Annotated in this window: 24 protein-coding genes; 16 read left to right on the top strand and 8 right to left on the bottom strand. The window is 44.7% G+C overall.

Annotated elements, in window-relative coordinates:
* Nucleotides 1-5 precede the first annotated feature (5 nt).
* The 3 genes from uhpB to uhpT all read right to left on the bottom strand — a co-directional run bounded on the left by uhpB (nt 6) and on the right by uhpT (nt 3,647).
* Nucleotides 6-1,505: a signal transduction histidine-protein kinase/phosphatase UhpB gene (gene uhpB, locus A9237_RS21335; protein ID WP_078609591.1), complete on the bottom strand. Its 1,500-nt coding sequence runs from the start codon at nt 1,503-1,505 to the stop codon at nt 6-8.
* Entirely contained in the window at nt 1,505-2,113 is a 609-nt protein-coding gene (gene uhpA, locus A9237_RS21330) for a transcriptional regulator UhpA (protein ID WP_045367819.1), read from the bottom strand. Before uhpA ends, uhpB begins: the two co-directional genes overlap by 1 nt.
* A 136-nt stretch (nt 2,114-2,249) precedes the next feature.
* A complete protein-coding gene (gene uhpT / locus A9237_RS21325; RefSeq protein ID WP_078609589.1) occupies nt 2,250-3,647 on the bottom strand; it encodes a hexose-6-phosphate:phosphate antiporter in 1,398 nt (465 codons plus the stop codon).
* A 647-nt stretch (nt 3,648-4,294) separates the two neighbouring features.
* Between uhpT and A9237_RS21315 the strand changes: the two genes are divergently transcribed.
* The 8 genes from A9237_RS21315 (at nt 4,295) to A9237_RS21280 (ending at nt 10,804) form a co-directional block, all read left to right on the top strand.
* Nucleotides 4,295-4,753 carry a hypothetical protein gene (locus A9237_RS21315; protein ID WP_078609587.1) on the top strand — a complete coding sequence of 153 codons (459 nt, stop codon included), beginning with the start codon at nt 4,295-4,297 and terminating at the stop codon, nt 4,751-4,753.
* Nucleotides 4,754-4,755: 2 nt separating this feature from the next.
* A complete protein-coding gene (locus tag A9237_RS21310) occupies nt 4,756-5,262 on the top strand; it encodes a hypothetical protein (RefSeq protein ID WP_078609586.1) in 507 nt (168 codons plus the stop codon).
* Nucleotides 5,263-5,300: 38 nt separating this feature from the next.
* The gene (locus A9237_RS21305; protein WP_078609585.1) at nt 5,301-5,765 is read left to right on the top strand and encodes a hypothetical protein; all 465 of its coding nucleotides are present in this window, start codon (nt 5,301-5,303) and stop codon (nt 5,763-5,765) included.
* Between the two features lie 63 nt (nt 5,766-5,828).
* On the top strand, nt 5,829-6,827 hold the full coding sequence (locus tag A9237_RS21300; RefSeq protein ID WP_078610233.1) for an AraC family transcriptional regulator: 999 nt from the start codon (nt 5,829-5,831) through the stop codon (nt 6,825-6,827).
* Between the two features lie 277 nt (nt 6,828-7,104).
* Nucleotides 7,105-8,436, top strand: a complete 1,332-nt coding sequence (locus tag A9237_RS21295) for a metal-dependent hydrolase family protein (RefSeq protein WP_020196868.1) — start codon at nt 7,105-7,107, stop codon at nt 8,434-8,436.
* Between the two features lie 79 nt (nt 8,437-8,515).
* Nucleotides 8,516-9,148 (top strand): DUF3299 domain-containing protein, encoded by a 633-nt coding sequence (locus A9237_RS21290; protein ID WP_009705370.1) that lies wholly within the window; start codon nt 8,516-8,518, stop codon nt 9,146-9,148.
* A 111-nt stretch (nt 9,149-9,259) separates the two neighbouring features.
* The gene (locus A9237_RS21285; protein WP_045478079.1) at nt 9,260-10,486 is read left to right on the top strand and encodes a carbohydrate porin; all 1,227 of its coding nucleotides are present in this window, start codon (nt 9,260-9,262) and stop codon (nt 10,484-10,486) included.
* Nucleotides 10,487-10,585: 99 nt separating this feature from the next.
* Nucleotides 10,586-10,804, top strand: a complete 219-nt coding sequence (locus A9237_RS21280; protein ID WP_054823285.1) for a DUF6500 family protein — start codon at nt 10,586-10,588, stop codon at nt 10,802-10,804.
* Between the two features lie 48 nt (nt 10,805-10,852).
* Here the strand turns inward: A9237_RS21280 and A9237_RS21275 are convergent, their stop codons facing one another.
* Nucleotides 10,853-12,556, bottom strand: a complete 1,704-nt coding sequence (locus A9237_RS21275; RefSeq protein WP_078609584.1) for an FAD-dependent oxidoreductase — start codon at nt 12,554-12,556, stop codon at nt 10,853-10,855.
* A 151-nt stretch (nt 12,557-12,707) separates the two neighbouring features.
* Between A9237_RS21275 and A9237_RS21270 the strand changes: the two genes are divergently transcribed.
* The 3 genes from A9237_RS21270 to A9237_RS21260 are packed head-to-tail and all read left to right on the top strand — an operon-like array spanning nt 12,708 to nt 13,882.
* Entirely contained in the window at nt 12,708-13,001 is a 294-nt protein-coding gene (locus A9237_RS21270; RefSeq protein ID WP_005435229.1) for an ArsR/SmtB family transcription factor, read from the top strand.
* 24 nt (nt 13,002-13,025) lie between these two features.
* On the top strand, nt 13,026-13,427 hold the full coding sequence (locus tag A9237_RS21265; RefSeq protein WP_078609583.1) for a YeeE/YedE family protein: 402 nt from the start codon (nt 13,026-13,028) through the stop codon (nt 13,425-13,427).
* 14 nt (nt 13,428-13,441) lie between these two features.
* Complete coding sequence (locus tag A9237_RS21260; RefSeq protein ID WP_078609582.1) at nt 13,442-13,882, top strand: YeeE/YedE family protein; 441 nt, start codon at nt 13,442-13,444, stop codon at nt 13,880-13,882.
* A gap of 14 nt (nt 13,883-13,896) precedes the next feature.
* Here A9237_RS21260 and A9237_RS21255 read toward each other — a convergent pair whose 3' ends face one another.
* The gene (locus A9237_RS21255; protein WP_078609581.1) at nt 13,897-14,760 is read right to left on the bottom strand and encodes an endonuclease/exonuclease/phosphatase family protein; all 864 of its coding nucleotides are present in this window, start codon (nt 14,758-14,760) and stop codon (nt 13,897-13,899) included.
* A gap of 308 nt (nt 14,761-15,068) precedes the next feature.
* Between A9237_RS21255 and nrdD the strand changes: the two genes are divergently transcribed.
* Both nrdD and nrdG read left to right on the top strand, forming a co-directional pair.
* A complete protein-coding gene (gene nrdD, locus A9237_RS21250) occupies nt 15,069-17,189 on the top strand; it encodes an anaerobic ribonucleoside-triphosphate reductase (RefSeq protein WP_005435223.1) in 2,121 nt (706 codons plus the stop codon).
* 85 nt (nt 17,190-17,274) lie between these two features.
* Nucleotides 17,275-17,745 carry an anaerobic ribonucleoside-triphosphate reductase-activating protein gene (nrdG, locus tag A9237_RS21245; protein ID WP_005435220.1) on the top strand — a complete coding sequence of 157 codons (471 nt, stop codon included), beginning with the start codon at nt 17,275-17,277 and terminating at the stop codon, nt 17,743-17,745.
* Between the two features lie 147 nt (nt 17,746-17,892).
* Here the strand turns inward: nrdG and A9237_RS21240 are convergent, their stop codons facing one another.
* Nucleotides 17,893-19,278: an MATE family efflux transporter gene (locus tag A9237_RS21240; RefSeq protein ID WP_078609580.1), complete on the bottom strand. Its 1,386-nt coding sequence runs from the start codon at nt 19,276-19,278 to the stop codon at nt 17,893-17,895.
* Between the two features lie 155 nt (nt 19,279-19,433).
* Here A9237_RS21240 and A9237_RS21235 point away from each other — a divergent pair, with 155 nt between their 5' ends.
* The 3 genes from A9237_RS21235 (at nt 19,434) to A9237_RS21225 (ending at nt 22,324) form a co-directional block, all read left to right on the top strand.
* Nucleotides 19,434-20,291 (top strand): AraC family transcriptional regulator, encoded by an 858-nt coding sequence (locus A9237_RS21235; RefSeq protein ID WP_039986767.1) that lies wholly within the window; start codon nt 19,434-19,436, stop codon nt 20,289-20,291.
* Nucleotides 20,292-20,446: 155 nt separating this feature from the next.
* Nucleotides 20,447-21,634 (top strand): amino acid aminotransferase, encoded by a 1,188-nt coding sequence (locus A9237_RS21230; protein ID WP_027726762.1) that lies wholly within the window; start codon nt 20,447-20,449, stop codon nt 21,632-21,634.
* A 12-nt stretch (nt 21,635-21,646) separates the two neighbouring features.
* Nucleotides 21,647-22,324, top strand: coding sequence for a putative ATP-dependent zinc protease (locus A9237_RS21225; RefSeq protein WP_009705382.1), 678 nt, complete (start codon nt 21,647-21,649; stop codon nt 22,322-22,324).
* Between the two features lie 82 nt (nt 22,325-22,406).
* Here A9237_RS21225 and A9237_RS21220 read toward each other — a convergent pair whose 3' ends face one another.
* Both A9237_RS21220 and A9237_RS21215 read right to left on the bottom strand, forming a co-directional pair.
* Nucleotides 22,407-22,937: a hypothetical protein gene (locus tag A9237_RS21220; protein WP_005435209.1), complete on the bottom strand. Its 531-nt coding sequence runs from the start codon at nt 22,935-22,937 to the stop codon at nt 22,407-22,409.
* 173 nt (nt 22,938-23,110) lie between these two features.
* On the bottom strand, nt 23,111-23,482 hold the full coding sequence (locus tag A9237_RS21215) for a YgiW/YdeI family stress tolerance OB fold protein (protein WP_078609578.1): 372 nt from the start codon (nt 23,480-23,482) through the stop codon (nt 23,111-23,113).
* Nucleotides 23,483-23,536: the final 54 nt, after the last annotated feature.

The following is a 23,536-nucleotide window of genomic DNA, read 5'->3' as shown; positions in this document are numbered from 1 at the left end:
GCTCGTTACACCTTAGGTAATGTGATGGCGATTTGTGTGCCATCCACATGATCGTTCAAAGAGTAGATATACATTTTGCCGCCAAGCGCTTGTACGCGTTCTTGCATGCCGCGAACGCCCATGCCTTTCATGCAGTCTTCGGTTTTGAAACCAATGCCGTTGTCAGCGATGTTCAACGAAATGTTCTCATCAATAGAGAGCTCGATAACGATAGACGTCGCATTCGCGTATTTCGCAGCGTTGTTTAACGCTTCTTGGCACAAACGGAATAGGGTGACTTTTAGCGTGTCGCCCAAAGACTCATAGTCACCTTGCCAATCAAGCACAACGCGAGTGCCATGATTGTCGAACTCCATTTCACGGGTTAACTGGTGAACGGAATCTTTCAAATCCAAATCATCGAGCATTTTCGGACGCAGTTTGCTCAGCAGATGTTTAGTAGTGTCATAAACATTAAGTGAGAGGTTTTCGATCATGTCGGCACAGCGTGTGTTCATTTCTGCGTTATCAACGCGCTTAATGATGCTCGCTTGGGTACGAATCGCCGTGATGTTCTGACCAATTTCGTCGTGCAGTTCTCTTGCCACGTCACGGCGTACCGACTCTTCTGCTTGAATGAGCTGTCGGGACAAGGTTTGGTTTCTCGACAATTCGCCACGCAGTTTTTGGTTAAGATCTTTTTGTTTCTGCACCGCTAAACCGAGCATGATGCCCGTTAAGGTTTGTGCCGAAAGGGACAACAGAAGGTCAGTGATTTCCAGATTCGAAACACCGCTTCGTGCAGCAATCAGCGCGATACTGTTTAACATGGTCGCAAGCAGTGCACCTTGCCAGCCATAGCGTAGTGCAAGCACAATGATTGGGATTGCCATGCAGAAAGGCGCGAAGCGTTTTAACTCATCTGGCAAGCTGGTTTGAACCAAAATGCTGGCAATCAACAGCACGCTATAAAGCAGAATATGACGAACTTTGAATTGAACTTCGTTTGCCAGTAAGTTCGAGGTCAAAGGCGACCAAGGGCTCTGGAAGAGATAGTTCCAAAGTAGGTAACACATTGGCAGCACCAACAAACCGCCCGCAATACTCGCCAACCATGCCATGTAGACAGATTGAACGTGATAACCAACCGCAAGTACGTTAATGCAAGACGTCACGAGCAACACGACCGTCATCACCGCTAAGTGCTGGTTCTGATCGCCTTTGTAATAACGTTTAGCAAGGTAAACAACCGGAATGCTCAACACGCTGGCCACCAACACCATCAACCATTGTGGCTGTTCAAGAAGTAAAGCGAGTGCAACGGTTAATCCCCATTCGGCGAGATAAATCGTTGCCCAATACTTTGTACGCGTGTGCAGTGTTAACCCCAAACGTAATGCGAAGGGGAACAGCAAGATCGCCAGTTCAGCATCATTCACAAAGTAATAAGCGATCACCCACAGACAGAACCACGAGCAGCCTGTCATGAATAAACCGCAAATAGAGGTGATGGTGTAGCTGCGCATTAAAACGACTCTTGCGAGAACAGTTTGGCGAGTTCAACGTTGTTCTTTACGCCAAGCTTATCCATGGCGTTTGCACGGTGAACGTGAACGGTTTTATGGCTTAAGCCAAGCTCAGTGGCGATAGACTTCACATCCAAGCCACGAGCCAGCAATTGGCAGACTTCGTTTTCTCGGCGAGTCAATTGAGTCAGCGTCGCCGCTTTGTCACTTGGTGTGGCGAGCTTCAATGCAATATCAGGCGTTAGGTAACAACCGCCTGAAGCACTGGTTCTGACTGCTTGAATCAACTCGTCAGGGCTGCAACGTTTACTTAGGTAACCTTTTGCGCCGAGTTTAAGTGACTTTTCAACCATTGCGGGAGAGTCATGCACGCTAAGCATGACACAAGCAATGCCTGAAGGGATTTCGGAGAGTAGGGTAAGCCCACTTTCGTCTGCCATCGAGATATCTAGGATAACCACATCTGGCTTGCACGCAGGTAATCCCACTCGAGCTTCTGCTACCGAGCTAAATTCACCTACAACATTCATGTCTGTTTCGAGGCTCAGCAATTGAGCAAATCCAGAACGAACAATGACATGGTCATCAACAAGCGCTACGTTAATCATCTTAAATACCAAACTTCAGCAATACACAAACGAAAATGAGCTCTCAAAGAGCTCAATAAAAACCTACTATGATACTAAATTGACCAAGTTTATTTAATGATCTAGCGCGCTTTGACTGGCAAAGCGCGCTGTTTGATTAAGCTTGGTTTTCTGCGAGTTCAAGCTTCTTCTTGTTTTGACGAATCTTTTTCTCTTCTGCGATAGCAACGAAAGCAAGCAAAATAATACAAATCATTGCTGAGGTATCTAGGGCAGCGAACGTACCTTTCCAACCCGTAAGACCAAAGATTGGTGTACCGTCTGCAATCATACCTAGACCCAGTTTCGCGAAGCTGTCACCAATTAGGTAAGCGAATGTGCCTTTTACGCCGTCTGCCACACTGATTGCTTTCTTAGGAACAAAGCCAACCGCAGCAACACCGATAAGTAGTTGAGGACCAAACACTAGGAAGCCAAGAACAAATAGCGACGCTAGGTACATGAACTCACTGGTTGCGTGTTGGTAGAACTCAAGTGATACGATGATCAAACCCAAAGAAACACAAGCCACTAGCGCACGGCGACCATTTGCAAGGTCAGATAAGTAACCCCACATCAATGTGCCGACTAACGCACCGACTTCAAATAGGGTAAAGCCAGAGATTGCTGCTTCTTTTGATAGACCAAGTTCTTGGTATGCGTAAACCGTTGACCATTGGTCGATACCGATACGCACGATGTAAAGGAAGATGTTTGCGAAGCAAAGTAGCCAGATCACTTTGTTTTTCAGAACGTACTCAACAAAGATCTCTTTCTTAGTCATTTGATTGCCTTCAGTCGCTTCGTCTTCTTCGCTGACTGCTTCATCAAATAGCTCTTCTACTTTACCTAGACCGTAGGCTTCAGGAGAGTCGTTACCATAGCGCATACCGATGAAACCAACGATGATCGCAATGATAGAAGGGAACACGAACATGCCGATTACGTGACCGTCGAACAAGTAGTTAGCACCAAACAGAGCCACACCTGCAGCACCAGCGCCACCAACGTTGTGAGACATGTTCCAAAGACCTAGGTAAGAACCACGCTTGTTACGCGGTGTCCACTTAGTGATGGTCGAGTAACTAGAAGGACCACCAGTACTTTGGAAGAAACCACTTAGTGCGTAGAACGCCACCATCAAGAACAAGCTCGCGCTGCCACCACCCATGCTGAAACTGAAACCAAGCATTGCCAGACCAGAAAGGATAAGCATAAAAGGAAGGAACTGCTTGGTGTTTTTACCATCGGCATAGTAGGAAACTACGGTCTTACCGATGCCGTAAGTAATCGAGAAACCCAGGCCAATCAAACCTAGATCGGTCATCGACAAACCGTAAGTAGAAATCATGTCGTTTTGCGCGACGTTGAAGTTTTTACGGATCAGGTACATGGTCAAATAGCCAATGAATACCACTAGGTAAGATTGGATAAATGGTTTGAACCACATTTTTCTACGTACTTCGACAGGAAGGTCGAGGGTAGGCTTCCGGACTTGTTCAAGGAATTTTAACATCGTGAACTCTCTTGTATTAGTGTGATGCACTTGCGTGCTCGCTTTCTTTTAGCTGTCGGCGATTGTAGAGAGTCCTCTTTTGAACCACATGAGAGGAGGGCTTAGATCGACTAGGAAAAATTCCTAGAAAACGATTGCTGATTAAGAAAGCGTGAAAATCATCACATTCTGTGCGGGATAGCCTTAATTCTGGCAATAAGCATCTAGTTACCTAGTTAGTTTCTTCCTTGGCGTAAAATGGTAAGGATTAAAAACTGCACAAAATAAAATCACCGTCTGATTTCTTCTCAAGGTAATAAGCCATGATACGAAAGGTGATTATATTAACGATGCTAATCTCTGGCAGTGCATCGGCAAATTTACATATTTGGAAAGAGAGAGAATTCACCGCATATACCGATATGACGGAAGTTCAATTTCTTTTAAAGAATAAGTACAACAAAAAAGCGGATTATTATCTCAGAATCGATGATAAGACGTTCAACAGTAAAATAACACTCGATCCTCAACAAGAAGTGTCATTAAACGTTCGAGTCAAAACACCTGCGGGCCAAATAAGCAAAAAGAAAATTTGTACTCGAATGGTGAATAACACACCAAATAGCTACGAAGTGTGTTCTAACATCCGGTTAAAAAGGTATTAAGGCATGAACACGATTGCTAGCAAGCGTGTCCTGTTTTGTGGCTTGCCTTTGTTACTGCTGAGTTTTGGCGCTATCGCAAATCCTATTCCCAGTGTTTCAAATCCATCGGGTACAGACAGAATCAGAACGTCTGAAGGCGCAACCTGTGAGCAAGCCGTGTCAACTGGTAAAACCTTTCAGGTCGGTACGTATGGCGCAACGGGTCAAGAAGACAGTGATAACTACTACAACAACTATTACCAGCAAAACCAAGATGAGGCGGGCGTATACGCGTCACTGACTTTTCAATTCGGTGGTGAGGAACGAGTCGATTGTACTCGTCTTTATGAATTCGAATTGCGAGAGAGAAAACGGCAGGAAGAACTCGCTCAGGCAGAGCACGAGCTGAAGCTTCTGCAAATTCAAGCAGAAACACAAAGGCTCAAGAGAATGAAGCAAACTCAAACCACTTTTTCGGAGTAAACATGAAACTCAAGAAACGACCGGTCCGCATTGCATTGTTAGCAACACTCATTGCGGCGACTGGTGCACAGGCTCAAGCGCTTAAAGATAAGGATGAAGCTACGAGTGACGACGTCACGTTTAGTGCAACTATTCAAGAACAATGCGGCATTGATGTCACCATTGCGAACGCTGATCTTGCTTTTGGTGAGCAATACAACGATTCCAAAGCACAAGTTAAGTTGATTAATAACGAAGACGACGGAAAGATTGAACTCAGCCTTGAGCCATTAAAAGAGCATGAACTCGGTAACCACATTGATAAAGAAGATGTGTGGTTTAAATCAGGCGGTGTCCATGAAGCAAATATGAATGCTAAAGATTGGGAGGAAGGTATTGAATATTCCCGTTCTGACATCCGAAATAATAATCTTGTTGACTTGTCCGCTCGAATTAATGTCGATGAAAGCAACTTGGATGCTGACCAATATACATTAGTCACTAATTGGGTCATCGAATGTGATGATTAATAAATTAATGAAAGCCCTTTAATAGGGCTTGTTTTCTTATGAAGCAATTTCTAATTTCATTATTAGCAGTCGCGCTGTTAAGCCTGAGTTCGCTTTCTCGTGCGGCACAAGTTCATTTTCATAAACATATAGATGAATCTTGCGGTATCGAAGTGCTCAAAGAGCGTAGCGAAATTCATTTCGGTCGAAGATTTGGCAGTGATTCATTAACGCTCAAACTACTTGCGAATAACCGAGATAAGCGTCTCTATTTTCGTTTGTCCTATTTCAATATTGATAACGGCGCAGAGACCATCAGCCCGGAGCGTATTCACTTCAAAGTGGAAACACCTGAACGTTTTGTCGGTAATCTTGACTACTGGCGGCAAGGCATCGAGCTAAACCTTGAGCAATTAGATTCGAGTAAAGAAGTCCGAATCAGCGCCAGAGTTGATATGAACGAGTATCAGATGCCTGCAGGTGAGTTCTCTCTCAATATGGAGTGGCACTTAGATTGCTATTAATGACAGCTCGGAAGTTTGTGCATAAACTAGAATAATCCTTGGTATTTTAAGATGATAGCTTGCATGCCCAATACAGATATTCCTTTGGTTCACTCGGAAGAAGTAAAGCTTTTTGCCACTATGCTCAATGAGCTTGATGGAGATATTCACTCATTACTTGAATCCGCCCGAATGCCACAGGATATCTTGTCTAACCAATCCCTTGACGCGTTTGTTCCCGAGAGCGCGCTAAAAGCAGTCTTCCAAACGTTAGGTGAACGCGCATCACCAGAGAAGTTTGCCTTGCTTACTTGGACGCTTTGTCACGACATCTACGTTCCCAGATTTGCGAATCAAATAACTCAAACTCATTCGCTAAAAGCAGCCCTAGAAGATGTCTCCCAACTGCTTAAACAAATCTCCGATAACGTGAGTATTTCTGTTCAATCACGCGGTGGGAAGTGGTGGCTAGTGAGAGAAAAACAGAACGCAGAAAGAGAATGGTTCCGCTACGCAGAAATGTTCTCCGCGATGTTTATGAATGAGTTGCTCAAAAAGCTTGTTGGCTCCCAATGGCGATTGGCAGAAGTCGGGATTCAAGATGTAGAAGCTGAGCCTTTCAATCTGTTGCCGGGTATGAAGAGCGCGCAGTTCTTTACTGGTAGACCGGTGACTGCAATCTCAATCCCTAATGAATGGATTAACCAGCCGATTGCTTTCACGCCATCTCAGACGGCGCCAAGTACAAGTTTTCGTGGTGAGGATGATAAGTTCAGTGACGCATTAGCAAGGGCACTCACGCCTTATCTCTCGATGGGCAAGATCTCTATCCAGTTCGCTGGCGAGTTGATTGACATGAATGCTCGCACCATACAAAGGAGGCTAGCAAATGAGGATACGACGTATAGAGAAGTGATCGAAGGCTTGGTGCTTAAACAAACGTTAGACCTACTAGCTGACCGAGACCTAAGTATCACGCATATTGCGCTCAAAACAGGTTACTCCGATTCTGCTCATTTCACCCGTGCGTTTAAGCGAATGATGAATCTCACGCCTAAAGCGTACCGTCAATCCTTGTCATAATGAGTTACACATAAAACCTCTGAATAATCGGAGGTTTTCGTCTCAACTCACATTTCTATAACAATATCCGCATGTTGTCGTGTAAAGGCAATTAAACCACCTTGAAAGTCGTCATTATGACTTCTATGTTTTTAACTTAAGTCGTCTGTTTCATATGTATTTTTATCTGATCAGTTGTTTTTGGTGATCACTGAAATAGACGCCCTCATAACGCCGCTGTTTAAACAGGGAGGTTATAGGAAATGGACCCCAACTATCCAAAAACATAGGTGTAATAATGACAATTTCTAAGAAGAACCTTTCTTTAGTTGCGCTATCTTGTGCGTTCGCCCTCAATGCCAATGCAGCCTCAACGCTGTTTACCAACGTCGATGTTTTCAATGGCACGGATGAAAAGCTACTGCAAAACCAGAACGTATTGGTTGTCGACAACTTAATCAAAGAGATTTCGGCTAAACCGATAAAAACCGACAAACAAACCACAACGATTAACGGCGAAGGCTTAACCATGATCCCTGGCTTGATCGACATGCATTCCCACATGTGTATTCAGGAAGGCATGTTGGTAGGTCGAGATGGCTACGATCAAATGGCAATGGGGGCTCGTGCCCACGTTTCCATGATGCAGTACCTCGACCAAGGTTTTACCACAGCTCGAGACGCTGGCTGTAACATTCTTGGTATGGCAAAAGCCATTAACAATGGTTTGCTAGAAGGCCCGCGACTATTTCCGGCAGGCGGTTTCTTGAGTCAAACCGGCGGTCACGCAGATACCGGCAGCTTCAATGATGTACCAGGACGCGTTGACGATCTTGAACGCCACGGCTTTGGTTATATCGTCGATGGTGAAACAGAGGCTCGTCGTGCTGCGCGTCAGAACCTACGTTCTGGGGCAACTCAAATCAAGATCATGGCTGGCGGCGGTGTCGCAAGTGAGTTTGACCCAATCCATATGACGCAATTCTCGAAAGAAGAAATGGAAGCGATTGTGGGTGTCGCGGAAGATTATGGCACTTATGTCATGGCGCACGCTTATCATGACCGCTCGGTTAATCGCGCCATTGATGCTGGCGTGAAAGTTATCGAGCATAACTTCCTTATCTCTGAGGAAACCATCAAGCGAATGAAAGAGAAGGGTGTGGCACTTTCTGCACAAGCGGTGATGTCTCTCGAAGCCTTTGCGGAACCAGAAAAGATCACCTTCTTCAGTCCAGATCAAAAAGCGAAGGCGACCAAAGTCAACGAAGGCGCGAAACAGATGTTTGAGTGGGCGCGTAAATACGACCTGTTGATTGTGACTGGCGGCGATATGTTTGGTCCGGCTTACAATACACGCCAAGCAGACAACATGGTTTGGATGGAGAAAGTCGGATTTACTCCTTATCAAATCATGAAGATGGGGACATCAAACGCAGCAGAAGTGCTTAGTTGGTCGGGTGGTATGAATCCATATAAATACGGTAAATTGGGCGTCGTAGAGCCTGGTGCATATGCAGATGTGGTGCTGGTGGACGGAAATCCTCTGGAGGACATCACAGTTCTTAACGATTACCAAGATAAATTCAAAGTAATTATGAAAGACGGCAAGATCCACAAGAACACCTTGTAGTAAACTCTGCAATCAGTTTGGGGGCATACGTTGTCCCCAAATTTTTCTCTAAAAGACAAAGAACTATTCAAGGGAACGTATGAAGAAGTACCTATTGGCTGGCTTAGTTTTGCTGGCTTCATCAAATGTATCCGCCGATCAATTAAGCTGGGAGCAATTGCTGCCGGTGAATGTTCCTCAGATTGAAGACCCATTTGTAAAACTCACAGACCAACAACTTTTTGAACTGGGCTCTCTTGCAAGATATCGCGATTCTCAAAATCTTAATGAGCAACAAAAGCAAACCATGAAAGAATTGGAAGACAGTTTAAAAGCTGACGACTTAGACATTGAGTGGTTGTTCAAAAAGCGCAACGAAATTACTGAACATCGTCGTATGTTGGCATCAATGCCAAACACAACGCTAACAGAGGAAACTTATGAAATTCCTGGCTTTGTTACACCCGTAGAATTTAACAATGACGTTGTCACAAAATTCTTCCTTGTTCCAACCATGGGCGCATGTATCCATACACCTCCGCCACCTGCAAACCAGATTGTATTGGTTGATTATCCAAAAGGTTTGAAACTGACTTCTCTTTACGAACCAATTTGGGTTAAAGGGGATCTGCATGTGAAAAAGACCAAAGCAGACGTTTCATACTCTGATGGTGCTGCGAACGTAGAAACTATCTACCAAATGGATGAGGTTTCTATCCGACCTTATCGATAAGAGTACATATCGAAAATACATAAAAGCAGTGAGCTGTCGCTTAATGGCAATTTTCAAAACTCTGAATCATTAAAATCTCTTTCTAGAAATCAATTTAATGAGAACCCAGACATGAAAGTAACTGTTCCAAAGCTTAGTTTTATCGCTCTTTCACTTGTAATGGCATCATCGGTTAACGCGGCGAACTTTGGTAGCCCTGATACGGTGGACAATACTATTGCAGAAAATGCTCGAGAAAAACGCTCATGGCGTGAGTCATTAGCTGAGGAACACAATGTTACTTTCGGTCTGGACTATCAATTCCTTGGTCTAACTGCCTCAGACCCTCAAAGTGGTGGTGAAGATACAGCAAGCGCTGGTGTTGCTCGCTTTTATGGTAGTTGGAATCTTGTTGGGCTTGAATCTGGCAATACGGGCGGATTGGTTTGGAAAGTCGAACACCGACATGCTTATAGCGATTTGTCACCGAAAGAATTTAGCTTTATCGGTAATGGGTTAGGTTACGCAGGGATGATTGGTCCAGCATACAGTGATCAAGGGGCTCGTCTAACTAACCTATATTGGAAACAAAAGCTCAATGGTGGCAAAACTTCCTTCATGGTGGGTTTTCTAGATACAACTGACTACGTTGATGCCTATGCATTGGCAAGCCCTTGGACCGGATTTACTAACCTTGCATTCAGCACTGGTGGAGGCTCGATTGGTCTACCGGATGATGGGATTCTAGGCTTAGCCGTCGGTCACATGCTGACTGATAACTTCTATATGGTTGCAGGCGTCGCAGATGGTAAAGGGCGTTCAGATGAGCCATTTGATGGCTTCGATACCTTATTCAATGATCATAAATTGTTTACGACGTTCGAGCTGGGTTGGACGGCCTCACAAGACCAAATCTATACCGACAATGTTCACCTAACTGCTTGGCATTTGGACGGCGACACGCAACATAACCTCACGAATAAAGACAGCGGGCAGGGTATTAACTTTTCAGCAAGTTATTTTGCTACAGAGCAATTGATGCCATTTGTTCGCGGCGGCTTTTCGGAAGGTGATGTGGCACTTTATGATCGCTCGCTAACGGTGGGGATTGGTTACTTTGGTTTAGGTAAACCAACCAACAACCTAGGTTTTGCGGTCAATTGGAGCCATGTTAACGATAACCTAGAGCAAGCCTATGGTGTGGATGACTCTGAACAGTTCACTGCCGAGCTATACTACAACATGCAGTTGAACGACTACATTCAAATCACACCGGATATTCAGTACATCAAAGACCCAGCATTTTCGAACAAAAGCAGCACTTGGGTATTAGGTCTTCGTGCGAGAATATTCATCTAGATGATTATGTTTATTTGCCTTACCAAGAATAACTGTATATAAATACAGTTATTCTTGTTTTGGGTTAATTTTGCTATCGCAAAGAGAAAGGGAAAGGCAATGAACATCGCGTTAAGAGACAAAATCATTCAAGTGTGTAAGAAGAAAATAGAGCAGAAAGGCGACAATGTTGGCGTGTCCTTTTATGCCTTTTTCGCTAATAAGAATGACACCCCTGAGTTACTGATGGAAGCGGCGACTTGGTGGATTCAAACTCATCAACTCGATCACTTCGAAAAAGCGACCAAGATTATTCAATTAGTCGAATCCGAAATGTAGAAAGGGGCACATAACGTGCCCCTTTGTCTAACTAAGCAGAATTAGAGATTAAGCTTTTGCGAACTTGTAAGTACGGTAACCGCCAAGCAGGTTACGCGCTTTGAACCCTGAGTTGACCAGTTGACGATAAGCGACGTTACCGCGCAAGCCGACCTGACAATAAATCACGATCTCTTTGTCTTTCGGCAGTTCATTCATACGTTGACGTAGTTGGTCGACAGGAATATTGATCGCGCCTTCAATGAAGCCGACAGATTCCAACTCTCCCGGATTACGAACATCAAGCAGCACTTGATCTTCTGACAGGTTGTCGATTTCATCAAAATGAATCGCTGTTGCGTCACCTTTAATGATGTTGTTCGCAACGAAAGCCGCTTGGTTAATCACATCTTTCGCTGAGCCATAAGGTGGCGCGTAAGCTAGCTCAAGGTGTTGTAGCTGTTCTACCGTCATACCTGCACGCTGAGCAACTGCCATTACGTCGATACGTTTATCAACGCCATCTTTACCTACTGCTTGCGCACCTAAAATCTTTCCGGTTGCTGGATCAAACAACATTTTGAACGACACAGTTTCTGCGCCAGGGTAGTAACTCGCATGGCTTGCTGTGTGGACATACACTTTTTCATAAGCGATGTTTTCACGTTTTAGCTGCTTCTCGTTTTTACCGGTAGAAGCAACGGCCAAATCAAAGATCTTACAGATCGCCGTACCTTGTGTACCTTGATAAGTTTCTTGGCGGCCAAGCATGTTGTCTGCTGCCATACGACCTTGACGGTTTGCCGGGCCGGCCAACGGAACAAGTGTTTGTTCGCCAGTAACAAAGTCTTTCTCTTCAACCGCATCACCAACGGCATAGATAGAAGGATCGCTACTCTGCATGTACTCGTTTGTGTAAATACCGCCTAGCGAGCCGATTTGAAGACCGGCTTCTTGCGCGAGTTTTGTCTCAGGGCGAACACCAATCGCCATGATCAGGATATCAGTATCAAGCTGGTCTCCATTGTTCAGAGACAGCGTCAGCTTTCCTTGAAGGTGTTGGTGCGTGTCATCTTCACCCGCTTCAGTGTTAGCGACAGATTGGTTTGCAACGTATTCAACAGAAGATAGAGCAACGCCTAAACGCAGATCGATGCCTTTTTCGTGAATTTCAGCATGAGCAAAGCCAGCCATTTCTCGGTCAACGGGCGTCATCACTTGATCCGCCATTTCAACCAATGTGGTTTTTACGCCAAGCTGGTGGAAGGCTTCCATCATTTCCAAACCGATAAAACCACCGCCAACGACCGTAGCGTGTTCAACTTTGTTGGTTTCGATCGTCTTAATGATACGATCCATATCTGGAATATTACGCAGTGAGTGCGTTAACGGGTTATCAATACCGGGAATAGGCGGCACAACTGGACCTGCACCAGGGCTAAGTAGAAGGAAGTCGTAGCTCTCTTGGTATTCAGAGCCATCAAGCAAACTCTTAACCGTAACCGTTTTGTCTTGGCGGTTAATTGAAACCACTTCGTTCATCACACGAACATCAACATTGAAACGCGCTAAAAAGCTTTCAGGCGTTTGAAGAAGCAGTTTGCTGCGTTCTTGGATATCGCCACCAATGTGGTACGGCAAGCCACAGTTTGCAAATGACACAAATGGACCGCGTTCAAACATAATGATTTCTGCGTCTTCACTAAGACGACGAGCGCGAGCTGCTGCAGATGCACCGCCAGCAACACCACCAATAATCACGATTTTGCTCATGGATTTCTCCTACTGAATGATCGAAAACGCCTACACCTTACTTAAATAAATTAGCCATGTCTAATGTTAATTTAACTACATTAGAATTGACTTAATAATATTAATTAGTAATATCTAATAAAACTTAACGTATTGATGAAGGGGCATAAGAATGGGCGACAGTATGCTACAAAGCGCGACCGAAGCGAGTGAGCTACTTAAAATTATGGCTCATCCGGAACGCTTAATCGTGATGTGCAAGCTGATTGAAGGCGAAAAAGGAGTCGGTGAACTGTTTGAAGGCTCAACATTAAGCCAATCAGCCTTTTCACAACACCTCACCGTATTGAGAAAACACGACATCATCAAAGCTCGAAAGGTGTCTCAGCAGGTGTTTTATTCGATTTCTGATGGAAGAGTCGCTCCGCTGATCGAAGCGTTTAACCAAGTTTTCTGTAAGCAATAATTCAAACTTTATATCGAGGTTGTTATGTTTGAAGTTCCTTGGATGTCGCTTTTGGGCGGCGTCATGGTTGGCGCATCAGCGGTGATATTGATGCTTTTCACTGGTAAGACGGCGGGAATTAGCGGGATCTTAAATGGCGCTGTTGAGAATACAGATCGCGTTTGGCGAATTGTGTTCTTAATTGCGATGGCATTAGGCGGTGTGTTTGCTGTTTATGCCTTTGGCGCACACGTGCCAACTGAGTACAGCGGTTCTCTTGGTTTGGTTGTCGTTGCTGGTTTGCTTGTTGGAGTCGGTACACGTATTGGTAATGGTTGTACAAGTGGTCATGGTATTTGTGGAATGGGGCGTTTCTCTATCCGTTCTGTTGTCGCGACGTGTACTTTTATGGCAACAGCTATGTTGACCGTCTTGCTAATATCGTAAGGAATAGTGTCGTTATGAAAACTGACGTAATGAAAAGTATTAAGCAAATTTCCATCGTTGCATTTTCTGGTGTGCTTTTTGGTATTGGTATGGTGATTTCCGGTATGGCTGAGCCGGCCAAAGTGATCGGCTTTCTCAATATTACCGGTTCATGGGACCCAAGCTTAGCCTTCGTTATGGGCGGAGCACTTGCGGTGTTCGTTCCTGCTTATCTGTTATTAATAAAGCCAAGAAGCGAATCTGTGTTTGGTGATGAGATTGTATGTCCAACTTCTAAAGCGATAGACAAAAAGCTAGTTGGTGGTGCAGCACTGTTTGGTATTGGTTGGGGCTTATTGGGTGTGTGTCCTGGTCCTGCGGTTGCCAGCCTTTTTATTGGCAACGTACAAGTTCTGCTCTTTATAGCGGCAATGATGGTTGGGTCATTCACCGCTAAAAGAGTGGTTCATCGCTAAAGAAAGTATCAACGTTAAAAAGAGAGCGTCGTAGATACCGGGCAATGATCACTCAGTTTGTAGTCGAGCGCATCTTGTGTTTTGAAAACGGTTTGAACACCAGACGACGCCTTTAAATCACCACTCACAATAATGTGGTCTATCACCGAGCGGAATTGGTGGGTTTTATTCGGATTACGATTAGAACGCACTTTACATTCCGCTTTGGTATTTTTGGTCACTAACTTAGCATCGGTATTGTCCGATAGTACTTCCCATAACCAATCTCCTCGATAACCCAAATTGTGGTTAAAGTCGCCAAGCACCACATATTGTTGTTTGTTGTCTTCGCGCGCTTTTATCCACTTAGCTAGTGCCTGTCCTTGTTGTTTCACTATCTTACAGTCGCGATTATTGCGATATGCGCCACTGCAACCCGCTTTTAGATGCACAGAGAGTAGGTGAGTCTCGTTGTCTTGGTTTGGATTCAAAACAAGGTAGCTGGCGAAGCGGAGCTTGCTGTTGCCTCGTGTGATAGAAAAGTCTGGTTTGTCTAATACGTTTACGCCATTACGCACCGCGAAACCTGTGTATTGATTGGTATCGTTGAACTGAAGATGTCGATTAGAAGCGTTCGCACGATCAGACAGATAAATAGTGAAGTCATTGCCAACGGCTTTTTGGATGGCAGCAGCACTTTCGACTTCTTGAAAAGCAAGAATGTCGGCTTGTGTTTTATCCACATAGTGGGTCAGTTTTTCAAAATCTTGTGGTGTTCTCGAAACTTTTCCACCATCTATAGATAACCATTCAATATTCCAACTGGTTAAGTTGATGGAATTTTGAGCGAATGAAAGAGAACTAAAAAGTAATATCGTCGTAACAAAAAGTGATCGCATTTTGGTCTGTTGCACTCCTATTATTTAGCGCATTCCTTTCCATCCTTTATCCTATAAGACCTCGAAAAAAAGCAAGTGGATTTCGCTCCAATTTTGCAATTTTCACAGTTTTCTTCGCAACTGAGATCAACGCCAATAAGATCGATTTGTTCTTGTTCGCTACCCATTTTTTATTGATCAAAATCAATGTTTTCAATTGGTGCTTCTCGTTAAATACGCCACAATATATTGTGTCATCAGAATAAGAAATAACCCCATATAGTGTATTTGTGGATAAGTCTGTGAGTATTTTGGGGTAAGGAGAAAAAGTGAAACCAATCGTAATCAAGCGTGACGGCTCAAGAGCTCCGTTTAACAGGGATCGTATTCAAGCAGCAGTAGAAGCAGCAGCGGAAAACAAAGACAAAGATGTCGCCATTTATGCACTAAATGTTGCTCTGGCAGTTGAGTTACAGCTTCAGGATCACGATGAAGTTCACATCCATGAGATTCAAGACTTAGTCGAAAATGAACTCATGCAAGGTCCTTACAAAGCCCTAGCACGTTCTTACATCGAATACCGCCACGATCGCGACATCGCTCGTGAGAAACAAAGCGCACTAACTCGTGAAATCGAAGGTCTGATTGAAGAAAGCAACCTAGACCTAATCAACGAGAACGCGAACAAAGACGGTAAAGTAATCCCGACTCAACGTGACTTGTTGGCAGGTATCGTAGCGAAACACTACGCGAAGACACACATCCTTCCACGCGATGTGGTTCAAGCACACGAAGTGGGTGACATTCACTACCACGATTTGGATTACGCTCCGTTCTTCCCAATGTTTAACTGTATGCTTATCGATCTTAAAGGCATGCTAACGCACGGCTTTAAAATGGGTAACGCTGAGATTGATACGCCAAAATCAATCTCGACTGCAACAGCAGTAACGGCACAGATCATTGCTCAAGTAGCGAGCCACATTTACGGCGGTACAACCATCAACCGTATTGATGAAGTTCTAGAACCGTACGTAATCACAAGCTACGAGAAACACCTAGAGATCGCAAAAGAGTGGAACATTGCTGAGCCAGAAGAGTTCGCAAAAGCACGCACTGAGAAAGAGTGTTACGACGCGTTCCAATCTCTAGAGTACGAAGTAAACACGCTACACACCGCGAACGGTCAAACCCCATTCGTTACGTTTGGTTTTGGTCTTGGTACAAGCTGGGCATCACGCCTTATCCAGAAGTCTATTCTGAAGAACCGTATTGCAGGTCTAGGTAAGAACCGTAAAACGGCGGTATTCCCTAAACTGGTATTCGGCATCAAAGATGGTCTGAACCACAAATCAGAAGATCCAAACTACGACATCAAGCAACTTGCGCTTGAGTGTGCGTCTAAGCGTATGTACCCAGACATTCTTAACTACGACAAAGTAGTGGAAGTAACGGGTTCATTCAAAACACCTATGGGCTGTCGTAGCTTCCTTGGTACGTACGAAGAAAACGGCGAGCTGATTCACGAAGGTCGTAACAACCTAGGCGTAGTGAGCTTGAACCTTCCTCGTATCGCTATCCGTGCAAACGGCAGCGAAGAGAAGTTCTACGAGCTTCTTAACGATCGTCTACGTCTTGCTCGTAAAGCGCTAGAAACACGTATCACTCGTCTAGAAAACGTGAAAGCACGTGTTGCTCCGATCCTTTACATGGAAGGTGCGTGTGGTGTTCGCCTGAAAGCTGACGACTCAATCGCAGATATCTTCAAAAACGGTCGTGCGTCTATTTCTCTTGGTTACATCGGTGTACACGAGACAATTAACGCGCTATTCGGTACAGAAGCGCACGTTTACGATGACGCTGTGCTGCGTGAAAAAGCAGTAGCAATCATCAAGCACCTGAAAGACACAGTAAACGGTTGGGCAGAAGATACCGGTTACGGTTTCAGCCTATACGCAACGCCAAGTGAAAACCTATGTAGCCGTTTCTGCCGCATCGATGCGAAAGAGTTCGGCGTAATTGAAGGCGTAACAGACAAAGGTTACTACACCAACAGCTTCCACCTAGATGTAGAGAAAAAGGTAAACCCATACGACAAGATCGACTTTGAGATGCCTTACCCAGAAATTTCAAGCGGCGGCTTTATCTGTTACGGCGAGTTCCCGAACATGCAACGTAACGTTGAAGCACTAGAAAACGTATGGGATTACAGTTACACCCGCGTACCTTACTACGGTACAAACACGCCAATTGATGAGTGTTACGAGTGTGGCTACAACGGTGAGTTTGACTGTACAAGTAAAGGCTTCACTTGCCCAAGTTGTGGCAACCATGATTCAACCAAAGTGTCAGTTACACGCCGCGTTTGTGGCTACCTAGGCAGCCCAGATGCACGTCCGTTTAACTTCGGTAAGCAAGAAGAAGTGAAGCGTCGAGTTAAGCACCTGTAAGGTTCACTCAAGCTCAAACCCAATAATGAAAATCAACCTGTCGTGGGTTGATTTTCTTTTCTAGCCAGCAAAACAAGGCACGATTATGAACTACCACCAATACTATCCAATTGACGTTGTTAACGGACCAGGTACACGCTGCACGCTATTTGTGTCGGGCTGTGTACATCAGTGCCGCGGCTGTTATAACCAGTCGACGCAACGCTTGGATTCTGGTGTGTTTTTCACGCAAGAAGCAGAAGACAAAATCATTGCAGACCTAAACGACACGCGTATCAAACGCCGTGGTTTATCTCTGTCTGGTGGTGACCCTTTGCATCCAGCGAACGTGCCGCACATTCTTAAGCTTGTAAAACGCGTTAGAGAAGAGTGTCCAGGCAAAGATATTTGGGTTTGGACAGGTTACACGCTTGAAGAGTTAGACGATGCACAGCGTGAAGTGACGCAATACATCGACACATTAATCGATGGCAAATACGAGCAAGATAAACGAGACCTCAATCTAGAATGGCGAGGCAGCTCGAATCAAATCATCCATCGATTCACTGAGCTTTAAGCGTTCCAACTCAAGAAAAGCCAAACATAAAAAGGGCACATTCGGATATTTCGAATGTGCCCTTTTGGTGTGAGTTCTTTTTAAGCTTTGATTGATGAAATCGTTCTGTTTTGAGCTTAACTCAACAACAATAGCACAACGTTTCAGTTACGCTGTCACACTAGAGTCGTCATCAACCATGTTATTAATCCATCGCTTAGACTGAATTCGGTGAGTCGTTAGAATGCCTTTTACTAATTCTTCGACCAGTAGGGACATCAACACCCAATGCAGTGGTAAACCTAGCACCATCCCAGTGTAGTAGGTAAGCGGTATACCAATCGCCCATTGACCAAACGTGTCGATGAAAATGCTATAGCGAATATCAGCGCCACTCTTTAATACGCCTCCAATACCAACCATATTAAACACGCGCAGTATCATGCCTAATGCGAGTACCAAACATACATTTAACGCCATTTGTTTGTCTGTGAGCGGGCTCATCTCTAACAAATTCAAAATCAAAGGCGAGCAAATCCAGACGGCAAAGAACAAAATGGTTGCCAATACCGCGCTCGTTAATACATACCACCACGCGGTTTTCTCTACACGGTCATATTGTTCGGCTCCAATGTCATTCCCCAGCAGTACAGAAGCGGCAACAGCGAATCCCATAAAGGTTGAAATCAATACACCTTCAATTGGTGATAGAAACGAGATAATCGCCAGTTCGGTTACGCCCAATTGGCCATAAATGATGCTGTAGACAATCAACCCGCCGGTCCACAACGCATCGTGGATCAGCATTGGCATAGAAACTTTGAAATATTTGTTTCGATACTTCTTTACTGTGCCTTCACGCCAATCTGAAAGAGTAGGGAGCAGATGTGAATACCGACGACAAAAGAAGTAAACCAGCACCACAGTTTGGAAAAAGCGTGAGATAAAAGTACCGACTGCAGCCCCAAATACACCCCATTGCGGAAAACCAAGTAAGCCAAAGATCAAAACCGCATTAAGGAAAACGTTCACCATGATAGCGGCAATACTGACGTAAGTCGGCATCTTTGCCTCACCGACGGATCTCAACACCGACTCAATAGGAACGACAACTGCTGTGCCTATCAAACTCAAACCTGTGACGACTAAGTATTCTCTCGCATAGCCAACATACTCAGGATCGTCCGCCATAAAAGAGACGATCTCTTTGTCATAAACCACATACAGCCAGATGAATGGCAGAGTCACCACTAGCGAAATAAACCAAGATTGCGCTAACGTTCTACGTATGCCAGAGAGGTTTCCAGAGCCATAATACTGGGAGGCTAAAACCGTTACTGCACCACACAACCCAAACACCACGGCGAGATTAAAGAAAAAAATTCGGTTACCAACGCCAACCGCTGCTGTTGCAGACTCACCTAACTGACTCACCATAAAAATATCGATGGCACCGAGTAACGAAAACAGCATGGATTGCAGTGACACAGGTACACCGATCGCAATCAGTTTTTTCCAAAATGCTTTGTCTATGTATTGACGTGTTAAGAGCATCGCATTTCTCCTCTAAGAACAATGCGAGTAGTTTATCCGTATGATTTGGCGGTGTATTTTTCAAAGACATCCAAAAGTTTTGTCAAACTATCCAGTCTTTATCGATGCTTTGATAAAACACGTTTGCCTTAAGTGCATTTGTGAGTTGTCGTCCCATGGAAGAAAAACAAGAACGCTACGCTATTTCAGATAAGACCTATCAAGAATTTGTCGATCACACTCGAGTACTTGCCCTCGAAGAGAGAGGGATCGTCCAATGCGGCATCGCGACTTGCCGAGATTTCTTTTCGGTTTATCGCAAAAACCAGAAGAAACACATGTTGCTGTACACGGTTCGTGGCAAAGGCTGGTTAGAGAGCGGAGCTTGTCGTTATGAACTTGAGCCAGGATCGTTAGTGATCGTGCCAGCAGGCATTGAAAATGGCTTTGGGATGGAAGACGAGACATGGCAAATCGCATGGGTGTTTCTTTCCCAATATAAAGAGTGGGATATGGTGAATGACGATATCGACTATCAACTAACTCCTGCGCCAGAGGTGATGTATTCCTGTATTCAAACCCTATTGCGTAGCATCAATTTGCCCATAGATTATGGTGGTGAAGTAGGGGCGCATAGCGTTGCTCAGCTAGAACTTATGCTTAACATGCCGCATTCTGACGCACTTTCAAGAAACCAATTAAAACTGCGCCGTGTATTCGATTTGGTTCAACGACAACTCCATAAAGATTGGACAGTAGAGCAACTTGCCGCACTTTATCCTTGTTCGGAGCCTCACTTACATCGCCTGACGCAACAACAGTTTGGGCGAAGCCCAATGGCACACTTAACTCGTATGCGAATGGAATACGCAGCCCGTTTACTGAGATCGACTGAGTGGTCCATTCAACATATTGGTGAAATAGTTGGTTATCCAACTGGTGCAAACTTTAGTACTCGGTTCAAAGCATGGTCGTCAATGACCCCTCGTGAGTTCAGAAAAAATGGCAAACTCGATATCAATTACGATGAGTGAATCGTTCTTTTTGTGACCGATTGAGTTCATAAAATTCCGCAGTCACCAGAATTTTGTACTCTAATTGGTGAAATGAGTAAAAAATCATTTCGCCATTGTTAGCGAAAGTGTTACCGTGAGGTTCGATACTTGAATTTCAAAGGGTTATGACTTTCATGTTTTCTAATCTACCAACTCCCGTATTAGATCCCATTTTGTCTCTTTCCGTCGCATACCGCGGCGACGAACGTCCAAACAAGGTTGACCTTGGTATTGGCGTATACAAAAACAGCGCTGGTGAAACGCCAATCATGAAAGCCATTCAAATGGCTCAAGAAGTGGTTGTCGAAAACCAGAAGACCAAGTCTTACGTTGGCCTTGCCGGCTGTGAAGAATTCAACCAAAGCATGATCGATTTGCTTCTGACTGGCACGTCAGCAACAGATCGCGTGGCTGCGATTCAAACGCCTGGTGCGAGTGGTGCGTTGCGTATGCTGGGTGACCTAATGAAGGTTGCACAACCAGATACAACGGTTTGGATTTCAAACCCAAGCTACGTAAACCACAAGCCAGTGATGGAAGCGGCTGGACTTAAAGTGAAGTTCTACCATTACTTCTCTCCAGAAACCAAGCAAGTTGATACTGCGAAAATGCTCGAAGACCTTTCTAAAGCAGGTCCTTCTGACGTGGTTCTTCTGCATGGTTGCTGCCACAACCCAACGGGTGCAGACATTGACTTCTCGGCATGGCAAGCGATTACTGAGCTTTCACAAAAGAACGGTTTTACTCCGTTTGTAGATATTGCTTACCAAGGTTTTGGTGACGGTCTAGAAGAAGACGCAAAAGGTCTTCGTTTTATGGCCGACAATGTTGAAGAGATGCTGATCACAACTTCATGTTCGAAGAACTTTGGCCTGTACCGCGAGCGTACAGGTGCAGCGATTGTAATCGGTAAAAATGCAAAAGATGTGGCGAATGCGAAAGGCAAACTGCTTACGTTAGCGCGTTCAACATACACTATGCCGCCAGATCACGGTGCAGCATTAGTGAAAACCATTCTTCAAGATGCAAATCTGACTTCCGTTTGGAAACAAGAATTGAACGAAATGCAGCAACGCTTGCTAAACCTTCGTCAAACTTTGTGTAACGAATTGAGAAACAACCATAATACAGATCAATTTGATTTCATTGAGAGCCACAAAGGCATGTTTACTGTGCTAGGCTTTAGTGAAAACCAAATGGCGCAACTGCGTGAAGATTATGGCATTTATGGTGTCGGTGATGGTCGTATCAACATCGCTGGTTTAACCGAAACTCATATTCCTTACGTTGCTGACGCTATCCAAAAAGTATCTCAACGTTAATTGGGAGAGTTAATGAAGAACTGGAAACTGATTCTGCCGCTAATGATGAGCGGCGGTCTTATCGCTTGTACGTCGACACCGACGACCACTGAGCCCGTTGAGCCAGAGACACCAGTCGTTGAGCAACCGGTTGAAACACCGGATGTGAAACCTGAAGTAGAACCAAAGCCTGAGGTGAAGCCGGAACAAAAACCGGAAACGAAGCCTGAGAAGAAACCAGAACCAAAGCCAGAAAAACCAGCTAAGGTACAAAAAACACCTGATGGTATGTTGATTCTGGGCGCTGAAGAGTGGGTACACATTCCAGCTATCAACCAGACGTTCAAAGGTCGTGTTGATACCGGCGCAACGACATCATCGATCAGTGCGACTGAGGTGGTTCCATTTGAGCGTGATGGTAAAGACTGGGTTCAGTTCAAAATCGACATCAATGGCAAGGCGAGCAAAGAGTTCAAACTGCCTGTTGAGCGTTGGGCCAAGATTCGTCAATCTTCATCTGAAGACGTAGATAAGCGTCCCGTCGTTCTGGCTTATATCCAAGTCGGTGACTTGAAAGAGCAAACCGAGTTTACGTTAACAGAACGTGGTCACATGAAGTTCCCAATTTTGTTAGGTCGTAGCTTCTTCCGTGATGTAGCCGTTGTGGATGTATCTAAGAAATACGTTCAGAACAAACCAAGCGGCAAATAACTTACTGTTAAGCGCTTAACGTAATAACAAAAAAGCCTCTCAATCGAGAGGCTTTTTAATTTTAATCAATCACTTATTGGTATTAATAAGCAAAACGCGCAGAAAGAACAAGCTGTTGACCATACGTGCCATTGTCTTTTAAATCTGCACCCAACGACAGTTGTTGTGTTGAATGGAAGCGAGCACCAAGGTTGTAGATGGTCTTAGAATCATCGTTGTCGATCAACTGGCCAATACGACCGTGCAATTCAACATTCTGCATAAACCAAATACGTGTGCCAATGTTAACTTCGGTTTTCCATTCGTCGCCATCACCATTGTCTTTTTTAATGTTGTGGACCAACATTTGGCCGAAGATATCCGCGAACTGACCAGCAGGACCATTAAAACCAATACCACCTGCAATGTCCCAATCGCCGCTGAACTCACTATCGGCACGGCCTACAAAGTGCGTGTTTTCGGTGAAGTAGGTTGTAACTTCTCCACCAAACGTACCTGGGCTAGTACCCATGCGGAATTCCATCGTGTTGTAGTTGAAGTTGTTTGCATGTGCAGATAGCGGCAAAACAGCGCACAAACCAAAGGCAGCAACCTTTAGAGCTTTACCTAACATGGGTGTCTCCGGGCAAGAAAATAATACGAACGAAAAAAAGGTCTGCAAAATGCAGACCAAGATTTACAAAGTATCATTTTAGGCGTTTCCCGTCACCTAATGCACTAGGACAAAGTGCGTATGATTTTTCAGATCAATGTTATGCTGCCCAATTGAGCGGCGAAAAGGCAAGATTACATAACAACAAGGTGTTCTACTTCAATCTCTGGCTTGCTGCCGCCTTCAAACTCGCCAAACAGACGTACTTTTGTCGTTTGGTCAATTGGCGTTGTTAGGCGGATGTCGTCGTCCAGCTCAACCATGATTTCACCAGAGCCGTCGCTAAAGATAAATTGGTCGGCACGAGTTTGACGAAGTAGGTTGCCTTCTACAACCACGTCTTTCTCAGAGAACATGCTTGAGTCTTTAATCAATGCATCGACTTTCTCAACGGTAACAGGACCATTAAATTGAATGCTTGATTGGCCATGGTTGTGGTCTTTAGCCATTGCAACAGTAGGAGCGATAGCAAGTGCAGCGATAGTAGCGATAACAGTGTTTTTCATAATTTGGTTTCTCTATATAGGTGTTCGTTTTTGATGGTGCTATTAAAACAAACC

Source organism: Vibrio owensii (genome assembly GCF_002021755.1).
Taxonomy (GTDB): Bacteria; Pseudomonadota; Gammaproteobacteria; order Enterobacterales; family Vibrionaceae; genus Vibrio; species Vibrio owensii.
This window is presented reverse-complemented; position numbering and strand designations above follow the sequence as displayed.